The organism is Tamlana sp. s12, from assembly GCF_016767215.1.
Classification (GTDB): Bacteria; Bacteroidota; Bacteroidia; order Flavobacteriales; family Flavobacteriaceae; genus Pseudotamlana; species Pseudotamlana agarivorans.
Genome location: NZ_CP068547.1, coordinates 334,372 through 349,211 on the forward strand (window position 1 = coordinate 334,372; position 14,840 = coordinate 349,211).

The window sequence follows — 14,840 nt, forward strand, 5'->3', positions numbered from 1 at the left end:
TACAGCTATGAGTAAACCGCAAGATTTAGGACTCGTTTCCGCTAAAGAAGTTGCAAAAGCCATCCAGTTAGATAAATATGGTTTTCTGGGTACTTTTACGGGGTGGATTTTAATGAAAGTTTTAAAAATATCTACGCTCAATAAAATTTATAAGCGTAATAAACACCTGAGTGACTTACCTTTTCTAGATGGTATTTTAGAAGACTTTCAAATTAAATTCGAGATTCCTGAAGAAGATTTAAAGCGTTTACCTAAAGATGGCGCATACATTACCATTTCTAACCATCCGCTTGGTGGTATAGACGGTATTTTACTACTTAAACTCATGCTAGAACAGCGCAGTGATTTTAAAATTATAGCCAATTTTTTACTGCATCGCATCGAGCCAATGAAGCCTTTTATCATGCCTGTGAATCCTTTCGAAGACCGAAAAGATGTCAAGTCGAGCGTTACTGGTTTTAAAAATGCCATTTTACATATTAGATCGGGTCACCCTTTAGGTATTTTCCCTGCCGGGGAAGTTTCCACCTATCGTGATGGTAAATTGGTTGTAGACCGACCTTGGGAAGAGACCGCCATGAAACTTATTCAAAAAGCTAGTGTGCCCGTAGTGCCTATATATTTTCATGCTAAAAACAGTTCTCTTTTTTATAAACTATCTAAAATTAGCGACACTTTTAGAACGGCCAAATTACCTTCGGAATTACTTACTCAGAAAAAACGCGTTATAAAGGTTAGAATAGGAAAACCTATTTCTGTCGACGACCAAAAGGAATATCCGTCTTTACAAGATTTTAGCGATTTTCTAAGAAGGAAAACGTACATGCTTTCTAATTCCTTTGAAGAAGCTTCAAAGCTAACTAGCAACATCACTTCGAATTTCAAAACAGCCAAACCACCAAAAAAAATCGTAACACCGGTGGATCAACTCTTAATGTTAGAAGAGCTTAAAATAGTGCGAGAAGACGGCTCACGACTTCTTGAAAGCAAGAACTATGAAGTGTTTCTAGCCGAACCGAAAAAAATACCTAACATCCTTAGGGAAATAGGGCGTCTTAGAGAAATTACTTTTAGAGAAATTGGCGAGGGTACCAATGAAGCTATTGATTTGGATCCCTTTGATAATTATTACCACCATATGTTCCTTTGGGACAACGACAAAGATGTTTTAGCTGGGGCTTACCGTATGGGGCTTGGTTCTCAAATTTTTAAGGCATATGGAATTGATGGTTTTTATTTGCAGGATCTTTTTAGGTTTGAACCCGAACTGTATAAAATGATGAGTGAATCTATTGAAATGGGTCGCGCTTTCATCATTAAAGAATATCAACAAAAACCCATGCCTTTATTCTTACTTTGGAAAGGCATCGTACATACCACACTACGTTTTCCAGAACACAATTACCTTATTGGTGGCGTGAGTATTAGTAATCAGTTTTCAAATTTTTCAAAATCATTGATGATTGAATTTATGAAATCGCATTACTACGACCCATATATCGCCCAATATGTTCGTCCGAAAAAAGAATTCAAAGTAAAACTTAAGGATGCCGATAAAGATTTTGTTTTCGATGAAACAGAAGCCGATTTGAATAAATTCGATCGTTTTATTGATGAAATTGAACCAGGCGCCTTACGCCTTCCTGTATTACTTAAAAAATACATCAAACAAAATGCACGTTTAGTGGCCTTTAATGTCGATCCTTTATTTAATAATTCAGTGGATGGGTTGATGTATATCAAAATCGCCGATTTACCAGAAAGCACCGTACGTCCTGTTATGGAAGAATTTCAAGCCGAGTTAGAAAACAAGCTTCAAAACGGACAAAAAGACGAGGAAGAGGAGGAGAATTGATTATTGAATATTGACTATTGATTATTGACCAAAAAGCTATAAATGTTTAAACCCTAGTTTCCCGTTTAAACCTATTTAATATCTAATATCTACTATTTTATATAACCAATTAACCAACTAAATATGAATTTAAAATTTTTAGCTCTTTTCACACTTTTTATTACAGCAGTTGGCTGTTCATCCGACGATGGAAATAATAATTCAAATGGCGAAACCGACATGACACTTGTTACGGGTCTTAATTTGAGAAATTCAGAATTTTCACAGCCATATCAATTAGGTAATCCGAATGCTTTAATAGCTGATCAACTTATCATATACCCTAATCCAACTTTAGGTATGTTGAACATAAAAGCCAATTCTGGCATATCAGACGTATGGATTATCCCTTCACAAGCCAATAAAATATACCAACAAACGGACTTTTCTACGATATTGAATTCAAACCTATATGATGAATCAATAATTGCATCACATGCTGAATTAGAAATTACTGACTTGACTGCCTCCAGGGTAATTTTCGATTTAAAGGAGATAAACTTTGGCTATTATAAAGTTTTTGTAAAAATCGACGGAAAAATATACTGGGAAAACATTTATTTTCAAGACAATAATACAGACATAGATGATTTAATTAATTACTGGGAATAATAAGAGGAATGTACACTCCTCTCTCTCCTTTCTAGTGTAAAGCAAAGTTTCATACACAACTGCTTTTCACTAAAAGACTAAATGAAATCTTATAGTCTACAAATTGATTTTTAAATCAGCCTTTTACTCACAGCTTCACGCATAAAGCATATAGCATATAGCTTAAGGCGTACTGCTAAAACCCATTGCCATTTTTCTTTTCTACTATAATTAACTATCTTTAAAGGCATTAACCACAAAAACCAACCTCAACTTATGAAATGGTATAAAAAAGTATTATCACAGTATGCCGATTTTAAAGGTCGTGCCAGACGCAAAGAATTTTGGATGTTTGTTTTATTTAACTTCATCTTTGCTTGTATCGCAGCGGTCATTGACAATATTTTAGGACTCACTTATAGCGAAACCGGTACTGGACCAATTTATGGTATTTATGCTTTAGCTGTTTTAATCCCAGGGCTAGCTGTTTCGGTAAGACGTTTACACGATATTGGTAAGAGCGGCTGGTGGTTATTAATTACTTTAATACCAATTATTGGTGGTATCTGGTTATTTATTTTATACTTAAAAGATAGTGAAGCTGGATCCAATAAATGGGGACCAAACCCTAAGGAAAGCCGCGATAGTATTAACGATATTGGGGTTTAGTTAGAAGTTAGAAGTTAGAAGTTAGAAGTTAGAAGTTAGAAGTTAGAAGTTAGAAGTTAGAAGTTAGAAGAAAACTAATAAAATGATTTTCTACTATTGCATACCTCTTTTGTTTTTTATTATTGATTTTTAACAATATAACATATTACCTAAAGCGTAAAGCATTTAGCTCATAGCCCATAGCATACAGCTTATTCCATCCAACCTAAAACCAAGGTTTTTTCCCTACTTGATAAGTGTTATAAAAATCGGCATCCGATTTGGTTAAATAAATAACACCTTCAACAACACCAATAGCCGTAGGCACCCAAACAAATAGAGCTCCTATTCCGAAGCAAGATAATAACACGCCTAAAATTGTTATTCCTAAAAGCGTGGCGCCTTCTTTGGTATAACCCAAAATAAATTTATGAAGTCCGAAGGATCCAAATAACAAGGCTAAGATTCCAGCTAACACTTTCTGATTATCGTTTGATCCAAAAGTTTGTTTGGCATTTTCGGCAAACTCTGTAGCGGTTTCTTTAGCTTCTTCAGCAAAACCCTTTGCTTTTTCTTTAGCCGACTCAAAAGAATCATTAAAATGCTGATTTTTATTATTTTCTTCAGTCATAGTATAATTGAATTTCTAAAACAGTTCCAAATTACACAAAAAGAGCATTAAAAAAAGTCAAAATATTAAAATTATAGTTGCATAACCCCATCTACACCAAAGTATTCTTTAGCCATCTATTATGCTTTTCCGCGAAAGCGTAACATCAATTTCTTTTTATAGCGTTCTCATAAAGTGCTATCCACTCCGCCACGCTCAACTTCGTTGTCAGTTCCCCTATAAGCTCATAAGGAATAGCCTCTACTTTTTTAAACCGAATGCAGCTTTTCCCCATATCCAACTTGTATTTACTGTGTTTAGGGTATTCGGCAACAAACCAATCGTACAATTCTGGAATGGCATAAATGCCACTATGGTAAAGATTAATCGAATTCTTTTGAGAAGCGAAACTCATAAACGGCAAAGGTTCTTCAGGCTTGCAGTGGTAGCCATCTGGATATAGGCTGTGTGGCACGTAATACCCAATCATACCATATTGAATGCCCTCTTCAAAACCTTGAGGTAAATGTTCTAAAACAGTTGCTCTTAACTTTTTAATAGGTTCTACCCTATCTTCTGGCAACTGACTGATATAATCTTCTGGAGAAGTTGCTTTGTACTGCACGTTTTTTTGTTTTTCCTAAAGTTAACAAAATTTCGCTTTAATCTTATCTACTATAGTTTGAGCTAGTTTCTCCTTACTTTCCACAGTCCAACCAGCCACATGAGGTGTGAGCAACACATTTTCAGCTTCAATTAAATATTTAAAAGCTTCAGGGAGCTCTGTAGAAAATAAGGTTTCAAAAGAGGCTTTTTCGTATTCCAAAACATCCAATCCCGCTCCTAATATTTTCCCTGATTGCAAAGCTGCAACCAAATCTTGAGTCACCACACTTTTTCCGCGTGCGGTATTAATTAACCAAAAGGGCTTTTTCACTTGATTAATAAAGTTCCTATCAATCATGTTTAACGTTAGTGGCGTTTGTGGGGTGTGCAAACTCACTACGTCGACTTTATCTTGAAATTCAGCAAGTGAAACCTGTTTCGCATTATCATCACCAACGCCGTCTTTTATATCGTAACAAAGCACCTCAACATCAAAACCTCGTAATTTCTTAGCAAAGGCTTTACCCATGTTTCCGTAACCAATAAGCCCTACGGTTCTTCCATCCAATTCAATGCCGCGATTGGCCTCGCGCAACCACTTACCAGCTCTCACTTCGGCGTCAGCTTTATTTAGTTTATTAAATAATGACAGTAGCATCCCAAGAGCATGTTCGCCAACAGCATTTCTATTGCCTTCTGGTGCCGACACTAAAAACACGCCTTTGGATTCGGCATAATCGCAATCAATATTTTCCAAACCAGCACCAACACGCCCTATAAACTTTAAATGGCTTGCGGCATCTAAAAACGTTTTATCAATCGTGAAACGACTTCTTAATACAATACCATCGTACTCATGCATTTTAGCTTCAATTTCGGTTTTGGAAGAAGTATAATCTTCATGATTTTCAAAACCTAAAGCGTTTAATTGATCAATTAATAACTCGTGATTGGTATCTAAATGGAGAACTTTCATAAATCTGGATTTCGATTTCAAATTTACAAAGTTTTAGCATACTGAAGCTCCTCCGAATCTTGAAAAAGGAAACACGAGCAACAAGCCTATAAACCGTTCACGATTTAAATAGCACAAAGTCCGATTATAGATTCTTTCAAACTCCATTTCAAGCCAACACATCCACAAACCCTTAATTATGCAACATTTACAACCCAAATGCAACATAATTTACAATGGATGCTTGTTTAATTTCAGTAGCTAATTTTCTTAAAATTTATCTTTATCTTTAAATACAAATCCAACGAACCACTTTACTAATGAAAAAAACCATATGTTTATCCCTACTTTTATTGTGGGTTTTTTACTCCTACGCTCAGAAGCAGAACCAGCAGCAGCAATATGATTTTGTAAGTATTAAAGAAGGCATTCCCAAAGTTGGAATTCCCGATATCGTGCAAGACCATAAAGGCTTCATTTGGATTGCCACCAATGCCACAGGACTGTTCAAATTTGATGGCATTAATTACACTTCCTACAAACATGTTTTAAACGACTCCACATCTTTAAGTAGTAGCCGCGTAGATTGCACCTTTATTGATAGCAAACAACGACTTTGGGTTGGCACCGAAAACGGATTAGACTTATACCATAGTGCCACAGATCAATTTCAACGCTTTATACTAGATCCTAACAATCCTAACAGTGATAAAATTACAACCATAACCGAAGACGCCTCCAATCATCTATACGTAGGCACCTATGGTAATGGCATTTACAAATTAAACATCGACACTTTTAAAGTTGAAAAAGTAGGGAATTCGACTTTTCAAGATCAATCGCATCGCATCAATACCAACTGTATTGAACATGTGGGCAACAACAAATTATACGTGGCCACAAATTATGGTTTAAAGGAAATTGATGTTTCCGAAAATAAACTGGTTCACGCCAATTTTTATACGAAAGACAAAAGCAGTTTTGAAACCGAAATATCTACCCTCATGGTAGACAGAAACAACCATTTATGGATTGGCACACAAGCCAACCAAGGGGTTTATAAGTGTGCTTTGAATAAAAATCAAAACTATAGCATTATTGCTGTTAAACAAATTCCATTAACTACTAAAAAAATCATCACCCTAGCTCAATTACCCGATGACACCATGATGATTGGCACCGAAAACGATGGGCTTTTTCATTTAGATCACAACGATGCCATTGTTAAAAATTACATCTATAGCAAGGAAGACGAAAACAGCTTATTACACAATTCCATCTGGAAGTTATACGTAGATAATGATGGTCGCATTTGGATGGGCTATTTCAATAGCGGTGTTGCCATTAGTGATGCTTTATATGACAAATTTGAGGACATTAAAAGTTCTCCTAACAAAGACAATTCACTAAAAATCACCTCTATAATGGCCCTAATTAAAGATGAAGATGAAAATCTTTGGATGGCTACTGATGGCGGAGGAATCGATGTTTTAAACACAAAGTCCTATAAAATCACACATATAAATAACGAGGACCAAAGTGTGTATTCTGGATTAACCTCTAACCATATCATGTCTTTATTTAAAGATTCCAACGGAAACATTTGGGCTGGAAGTTGGGATCACGGTTTATTCTTTTTAAAGAAAGGTAGTAGAAAATTTATTTGCTATTCAACCGAAAATGCCAAAGGATTACAATCCAATACCATTAGAAGTATTACTGAAGACGCTGAAGGCATTATTTGGATAGGCACTTCCTTCCAGGGACTCCATGCTTTTAATCCGAAAACACAAAACTTCAAACATTTCAATTCTGAAGCTTTTGTGAAGCATCGACTAAACACCACCGACGTTTCCAAAGTGCTTGTAGACACCAACGATGATTTATGGCTTGGCTCCGTAGACGGACTTTTTAAAATAGAAAAAGACGGCATGCGCATCAAGAAAATCCACCCTTTTTCAGATAAAATAAACAAAACGTTTAACAGCACATCAAACACCAATTACATCCTAAGTATTTACGAAGATTCTAAAGCTAATATTTGGGTGGGAACGCGAGGCACAGGTCTTTATCAATACAATACCTCAAACAAACAATTAGAATGGTTTAACAGATCAAATGGTTTGGATGAAGACAACGTTGCTGCCATTATTGAAGATGCCGACAACAACATTTGGGTTAGCGGTAATTCCGGATTAACAAAAATAGAATTAGAACCTTTAGGGTACACCAATTACACCATTAACGATGGCTTGCTCTCTAACGATTTTAATTCTGGAGCTGTTTTAAAAGACTGCCAAGATATGCTCTACTTTGGAAATTTAAAGGGGCTGGATTATTTTCACCCCAACAACCTAAAAACCAATGCAAAGGTTCCTGTTTTACATTTAACCGATTTAAAATTATTTAATGAAAAAGTAACTCCCAACCAAGATGACTCGCCTTTAAACAAAACCATCTCTGAAACTAGTAGCATTACACTTAACAGTGCGCAATCGGTTTTCACCATTGAATATACTGGCATAAACTTTACCAGACCCGAAAAAAACAATTATGCCTATTATTTAGAAGGCTATGAAGACTCTTGGAATTATGTAGGCCAAAAACGCAGTGCCACCTATACCAACCTCGATCAGGGCAACTATACTTTTAAATTAAAAGCATCAAACAATGATGGCGTTTGGACCGAAACTCCTTTAGAACTAAGCATTGAAATTCTACCGCCATGGTGGAAATCTAACTGGGCCATCACCCTATATGTACTCTTGTTTTTAATCAGCTTCTACTACCTCAACTACCTTACTCAAAGCAGAATAAAGGAAAAAGAACTTATTAGAAATGAACGCATGCAGCGTTTACAACAAGAGGAACTGAATCAGAAAAAAATTCAGTTTTTCACCAATATTTCACATGAGTTTCGCACACCACTAACTTTAATCATGAATCCCTTAAAAGATCTCATTCATGATACGCAGTTAATCTTACCACATCATGTAAAAAACAAACACGCCATTATTAATAAAAATGCAGATCGCTTATACCGTCTCATTAATGAGCTCATGGATTTTAGAAAACTGGAAATGCATAAGCTTCATGTTAAAGCCAGAGAAATAAATCTTCTTGATTTCACAAAAAACATCGTGAGCTATTTTAAAGAAGAAGCTATTAATAAAAACATCTTATTAAGCGTCGATTCCGACAACCCCCATGTAACTGTTTGGGCCGATATTAAAATGTTGGAAAAAATCATTTTCAACCTGCTATCTAACGCCATTAAAATTACGCCTGAAGGTGGCGCTATAAACATCGATTTATTAGCTACTGAACAGTTATATCATTTGCCTTTGGCTAATAAGGATGAAAATGTGCAAGCCGTAGAAATTATTATTTCAGATACGGGCCCTGGACTAAACCCTGAAGAAGCCGAGAAAATATTTGAACGTTTTTATCAAGTAGAAAACCAAAGTAAAACCTATTTTGGAGGCACAGGCATTGGTCTGGAAGTCGTACAAAGCTTTGTGCAGTTACATAAGGGCAACATTGAAGTAAGTAGCAAAGTTGGTGAAGGCACCACTTTTAAAATACTACTACCCACAGGCTATAGTCACTTTGAGGTAAATCAAATTGTTTTTGATGATGCATCAGAATTTCTTAAAGACGATGATTTCTCCTATGTCCCAACGGTAACTTTAGAAGAGGAAGAAGAACACTTAGAAGGCGCTTCTCAAAAACAACATACCATTTTGGTCGTTGAAGATAACCAAGAACTTCGAGCTTATTTAAAGCTTGAGTTAGGCAAGCAATATAAAGTGCTCATTGCTAACAATGGCGCCGAGGGACTAAAAATTGCCAAGGAAACGTTTCCTGATGTGGTGCTTACCGATGTAGTTATGCCCGAAATGGACGGCATGGAATTTTGCAAACATTTAAAAAAGGATTTAAGTACCAGTCACATTCCCGTGTTAATGCTTACCGCCAAGGCCAAAGTAGAAGATCGTATTCAAGGTATTGAAACAGGAGCCGATGCCTACTTGGTAAAACCCTTCAACATACGATTACTTAAACTGAGATTGGCTCAGCTTATCACCAGCAGACAACTTATTTTCAATAAATACTTTAGCGTGATTAGTGAAGTTCCACAAGACGTAAACAGTACACCTTTGGATAAAGAGTTTATTGAAAACGTGCTAAATCACATTAACAAAAATATTAGCGATCCGAACTTAAATGTAGAATCCTTGGCCTCCCAACTCAATTTGAGTAGGAGTCAGTTTTATCGTAAAATTAAAGCCCTTACTAATCAAACAGCAAGTGAGTTTTTAAGAAACATTAGACTACAAAAAGCGAAGCAAATTTTAGAAATGGGAGAAACTAATATTAGCAAAGTTTGTTACGCTACTGGGTTTTCGTCGCACTCCTATTTCACCAAATGTTTTAAAAACCATTTTGGCTTTTTACCTACCGAAGTAAAGACCAAAACAGCGTCATGAAAGCATTTAAGTCATTAAACACTCCTTAACACACTGTTAGTAAAATTGTTGCACCATCTAATTCAAATGTCGCAAACCCCGGTCACGAAAGGCTTTTGCTACAAAATTTCTAACACATGCTTTAAAGGTTACATCTTTCATTTAATAATTTTTTAACATTTGGGATATGTTTAAAACAAATAGATACAAAAAGATAGGAGAAGTCATTTTAATACTATGCATTATAGCATTACTTCTTTTCATCATTGTATATGTGTTTTAAAACAAGGATAGTAATAACTTAAAAACTAGCTAAACTTTATGAAAAACAGATTACTCAAAAAATTGATACTTCCCGCCTTTTTATTACTTGGCAGTATCATTTATGCACAATCAGTTTCGGGAACTGTTTCCGACAAAACAGGACTTCCTATACCAGGAGTGAATGTTGTCGTTGAAGGAACATCCATTGGAACTGTAACAGATTTTGACGGAAATTATGAATTAAACACCAGTTCAGGAAGCACCCTTGTATTCTCCTTTGTGGGTTATGAATCACAAAAAATAAAATATACGGGGCAAACCTCCTTAAACGTCACTTTAGCTGAGGATACTTCGGTACTGGATGAAGTGGTTGTTGTAGGTTACGGTACTAAGAAAAAGAGCTTGGTTACGGGCGCTATTTCCAGTATAGACAATGAACGTATTGGTTCCTCTTCTGACCAAAGAGTGGAGCAAGTCATTCAAGGTCGAACCTCTGGTGTTACTGTATCATCATCTTCAGGAGCACCTGGTGCTGGCGCGAAAATTAGAATTCGTGGAGCTGGTTCCAGTGGTAATTCCGAACCCCTTTACATCGTGGATGGTATGAAAACCTCATCGATAGAAGATATTGCTCCTTCAGATATTGAAAACATTGAAATTTTAAAAGATGCCGCTTCGTCATCCATTTATGGTACCGAAGGTGCTAACGGGGTGATCATTATAAATACTAAAAGTGGTCGTGCTGGCGATTTAAGATTTTCATTTAACAGTCAAACAGGTGTACAGTTTGTAAATACGAGCATGGAGTTAATGGATGCTTCGCGGTTTGAAACCTATATGAACGAAGCCGGAATTGGAACAGTAACCGATAATGGCTACAACACCAATTGGGTAGATGAAATCTTTTCAACAGCCATGCTACAACGCTACGATTTTAATGTATCTGGTGGTAGTGAGAAATTTATGTACTATGCTTCAGCTTCTCACTTGGATCAAGATGGTGTCGTTGGAAGATCAAACTCTAACTTTACAAGAACCACCTTTCGTACCAATTTAAAAAGTAAATTAGGTAAGGTTGTTGAAATCGGACTTAACGCCACTTATTCCCTATCCGATAGAAATGGGATTCAAGAAAACAGCGATACTAGAGGGGTTATTCAAAACATGTTAATCATTGATCCTTTAACCCCTGTTACCTATCCCAACGGACAAGTACCTCAATCGGTTATCGATAATGCTAATAACAATGGTGTACCTTTATTAACCAATGGCGCCGGAAACGTTTACGGCTACCCTGCTTTTTCAACAGGTGAAGTTATAAACCCAGTAGCCTATGCTAATGAAATTGACAAAACCAATTATGATGGCGACCAATTTTTGGCTTCTATTTACTTAAAATTAAATTTAGCTAAAGGCCTGTCGGTAACCTCAAGATTTGGTCTTGACCAAGAAGACACCAAAACCACAACCCGCATTATTCCATATTATGTGTCTTCAGAAGCCGCAAACACCACGTATACAGGTTCACATGAAGAAGTAGAAAGCACGAGATGGTTGTGGGAAAACTTCCTAACCTATGAAAAATCTTTGGGATCACATAACATGAAATTACTGGTAGGGTATTCCGCCGAGGATCAAGAAGTGAACACCCCTGTAAAAAACAGTGGATCGGTAGCTATTGCCGATTTTACGGGATGGGATTTTAGCTTACCGGGTTTTAATACACAGCAAGATATTGTTGATCCATATTATGATAATATGGTGTCTTTTTACAGTAGATTCTCTTACGATTATGCCGACAAATACCTCTTTGAAGCTTCAGTAAGATCGGATAAGTCTGATAAATTCCCAACAGATAACAAAACAGGTGTTTTCCCTTCATTCTCTGCAGGTTGGATCATTTCAAATGAAAACTTTTGGAACACACAAGCTGGGTTCAACTATCTTAAATTTAGAGCAAGTTGGGGTCAAAATGGTAGCCGAACGAACTTAAAAGGTAATTCTGATAAAACTTATATTACCAACATCGTTAACGAACTTCCTATTATTTATGAAGGCAACGAGGGTGCAGAAATCACCGGTTATGCCAACCCGAATTTAGTATGGGAAACCTCCGAACAATTTGATGTTGGTATCGACTTAAGAGCTCTAAGCAATAGACTTTCTTTCACGGCCGATTACTACAAAAAAACCACTAGAGATGCGATTGTAGAAGACGGCTCGTTAATTACACCAGGATCTGCAGGATTTCTATCCAATGAATTTAATGCAGGTACCATTGAAAACTCTGGTTTTGAATTTGAGCTTGGTTTTAGCGACACCACCACTAGCGGATTTAGCTATAGTATAAGTGCGAACCTTTCGACGCTTAAAAATGAAGTTACCGAAATTTTATTCGTTCCAGAAGGTGCATCCCTAGTAGGAGCAGGAGCACCTCAAAATGCCGATGGTATTACGCGATTTACCGAAGGCTTGCCATCGTGGTATTTCTATGGGTTTGAAACGGACGGTATTGATTCGGCTACTGGTGAGGTTATTAAAGTTGACAAAAATAATGATGGTTCCATCACCGATTCAGATAAGACCTTCATTGGTTCGCCGCATCCAGACTTACTTTACGGTGGAAACATCCACTTAGCGTACAAGGCTTTTGATTTTAATTTACAATTTCAAGGTACTGCAGGTAACGATATCGTAGCGGTATACCACCAACCATCTCGACCAATCACCAATAAACCGATTCATTTTTATGAAGACAGATGGCAACAACCTGGTGATAACGCAAGTTATCCTGGAGCTGCCAATGTAATTGATTCTTATGATACCGATTTAGTGGTAGAAGACGGTTCGTATATGCGAATCAGACAAATTCAACTAGGTTACAACATGCCTGATGCCTTTTTAAGTCAGTTGAAAATTAAAAACCTAAGACTTTATCTCTCGTTAGACGATTATTTCACCTTTACAAAATACAGTGGTTTAGATCCAGAAATTGGAAACTTTAATTACGATTCAATAGGTGTCGATAGAGGTTTTTATCCAACAGCTGCTAAGCTTTTGTTCGGATTATCGCTAAACTTTTAATACTAAAAAATTAACTTTTTATGAAAAAAACAATTATAACTCTTATAGCAATAATCTGTATTGGTATGGTGTCATGTAGCGATGATTTTACCACCAATCCGAGATTAAATGTAGAAGACCTAGATACCTATTTTCTTGAAGAAGAAAATGTAGAAACGGCTATAATAGGTATTTACGATTTAATGCAACACAACTACAGTAAAGACTGGAGTAGCGCATTTTTTGTAAAACTACTTCCTGGTGATGATTGCAATGCAGCAGGAGGAAATTCTGGTGACCAACAGCAATTACAGGATATTGATGATTATACAGACGTATCCTCTTCAAACGCTTCTATTGCCAGTATTTGGGATTTGTATTACCGAACCATTGCCCTGTCTAATCTGGTTATCGAAAACATTAAAGACAGTAGCCTAAGTAATAAAGACACCGCCTTAGCCGAAGCAAAATTCCTTAGAGCCTGGTGCTATTTTGAACTGACTACCATGTTTGGAGATGTACCTATGCGATTAACCATTCCTTCTCAAGCCGATGAATTTGGAATTCCAAAATCAACACGTCAGGACATATACATTCAAATCGAATCCGATTTAAACGATGCTATAGCTTCGCTTCCAGACAAATCGGCAACTGATGATTTTAGAGCCTCAAAAGGAACAGCGCAAGCCTTAATGGGCAAGGTTTTAGTTTTTCAAGAAAAATATGCTGAGTCCATTCCATTCTTCAGCAGTGTTATTTCTAACTCAGCGCACGATTTAGAACCTAACCCAGAAGATGTTTGGAGCATTGACCACGAGTTTGGTATCGAGTCCTTGTTTGAATTAGGCTTTATATCGACCACCCAAAGAGACTGGGGTAATTTTAACTGGGGCGGAAGAAACGAAAGTAATATTCACATCCAGTTGATGGGGCCTCGTGGCGATGGTATTTTTGATCTTACTGGCACCGATTTAATTAATGGCTGGGGCTTTAACTTGCCAACAGCAAAACTAGCCACTGCTTTCGAAAATGCTGGAGACACTAAAAGAAAAGCAGCCTCTCTAATGACTGAAGCTGAACTTATTGCAGCTGGTGGTGCTGTAAATGCTGGTGCCGCTACAGGTGGCACCATTTGGGACTATGAAGGTTCCATTAGAATAAAATACGCCACCAAAGCAGAAGATACCAGTCCTGATGGTGTTAGAGAATTAAATTATAGCACCAATTACAGATTATTGCGCTACGCGGAAGTATTATTACTAGCTGCTGAAGCCTATCAAAAACTTGGACAAGATGATGCGGCTAGAACGGAATTAAATAAAGTAAGAAATAGAGCTGGTATAGGTGATATCGATCCTTCGGTTTCAGGCGACGCTCTTTTTGATGCTATTGTTAATGAAAAATACCTAGAACTCGCTTTTGAAGGCCAACGTTTTTGGGATTTAGTGCGTTGGAATTTAGCTGCAACAGAATTAGCAGGCACAGGTTATACGTCTAAAAATGACTTATTCCCCATTCCGATTACAGAAATAGAGAAAAATTCAGAATTAGATGAAAGTGACCAGAACCCTGGTTACTAGTTAAAACATAATTAATTGGTTTAGTTTGTTTGTTTATAAGGCAGCTGGAATACTTTTCTTGCTGCCTTATTTTTTTATCCATGACTTTGTTACGAGTGGCAACTTCCATTCAGTGAAGTCAAAAGGAGATAGACGAACTTGTATAATACGAACATGACGT

General features: G+C 36.7%; 9 protein-coding genes. 6 read left to right on the forward strand and 3 right to left on the reverse strand.

The annotated features are described in order from the left end of the window. Positions 1-7 precede the first annotated feature (7 nt). The 3 genes from JJL45_RS01435 to JJL45_RS01445 all read left to right on the forward strand — a co-directional run bounded on the left by JJL45_RS01435 (position 8) and on the right by JJL45_RS01445 (position 3,154). Positions 8-1,855 carry a GNAT family N-acyltransferase gene (locus tag JJL45_RS01435; protein WP_068601200.1) on the forward strand — a complete coding sequence of 616 codons (1,848 nt, stop codon included), beginning with the start codon at positions 8-10 and terminating at the stop codon, positions 1,853-1,855. Between the two features lie 123 nt (positions 1,856-1,978). After that, positions 1,979-2,506, forward strand: coding sequence for a hypothetical protein (locus JJL45_RS01440; protein WP_068601198.1), 528 nt, complete (start codon positions 1,979-1,981; stop codon positions 2,504-2,506). Between the two features lie 255 nt (positions 2,507-2,761). Further along, on the forward strand, positions 2,762-3,154 hold the full coding sequence (locus tag JJL45_RS01445; protein WP_068601196.1) for a DUF805 domain-containing protein: 393 nt from the start codon (positions 2,762-2,764) through the stop codon (positions 3,152-3,154). Positions 3,155-3,359: 205 nt separating this feature from the next. On the opposite strand, the gene JJL45_RS01450 is transcribed toward JJL45_RS01445, so the two are convergent. From JJL45_RS01450 to JJL45_RS01460, 3 genes are all read right to left on the reverse strand, one after another. Beyond that, complete coding sequence (locus tag JJL45_RS01450; RefSeq protein WP_068601194.1) at positions 3,360-3,764, reverse strand: TM2 domain-containing protein; 405 nt, start codon at positions 3,762-3,764, stop codon at positions 3,360-3,362. A gap of 145 nt (positions 3,765-3,909) precedes the next feature. Beyond that, complete coding sequence (locus tag JJL45_RS01455) at positions 3,910-4,368, reverse strand: DUF1801 domain-containing protein (protein WP_068601192.1); 459 nt, start codon at positions 4,366-4,368, stop codon at positions 3,910-3,912. Positions 4,369-4,389: 21 nt separating this feature from the next. After that, a complete protein-coding gene (locus JJL45_RS01460; RefSeq protein WP_068601190.1) occupies positions 4,390-5,325 on the reverse strand; it encodes a 2-hydroxyacid dehydrogenase in 936 nt (311 codons plus the stop codon). 299 nt (positions 5,326-5,624) lie between these two features. Between JJL45_RS01460 and JJL45_RS01465 the strand changes: the two genes are divergently transcribed. From JJL45_RS01465 to JJL45_RS01475, 3 genes are all read left to right on the forward strand, one after another. Continuing rightward, entirely contained in the window at positions 5,625-9,794 is a 4,170-nt protein-coding gene (locus tag JJL45_RS01465) for a two-component regulator propeller domain-containing protein (RefSeq protein WP_068601188.1), read from the forward strand. 300 nt (positions 9,795-10,094) lie between these two features. After that, complete coding sequence (locus tag JJL45_RS01470) at positions 10,095-13,121, forward strand: SusC/RagA family TonB-linked outer membrane protein (protein WP_068601186.1); 3,027 nt, start codon at positions 10,095-10,097, stop codon at positions 13,119-13,121. A 20-nt stretch (positions 13,122-13,141) separates the two neighbouring features. After that, positions 13,142-14,680, forward strand: coding sequence for a RagB/SusD family nutrient uptake outer membrane protein (locus tag JJL45_RS01475; protein WP_068601184.1), 1,539 nt, complete (start codon positions 13,142-13,144; stop codon positions 14,678-14,680). Positions 14,681-14,840: the final 160 nt, after the last annotated feature.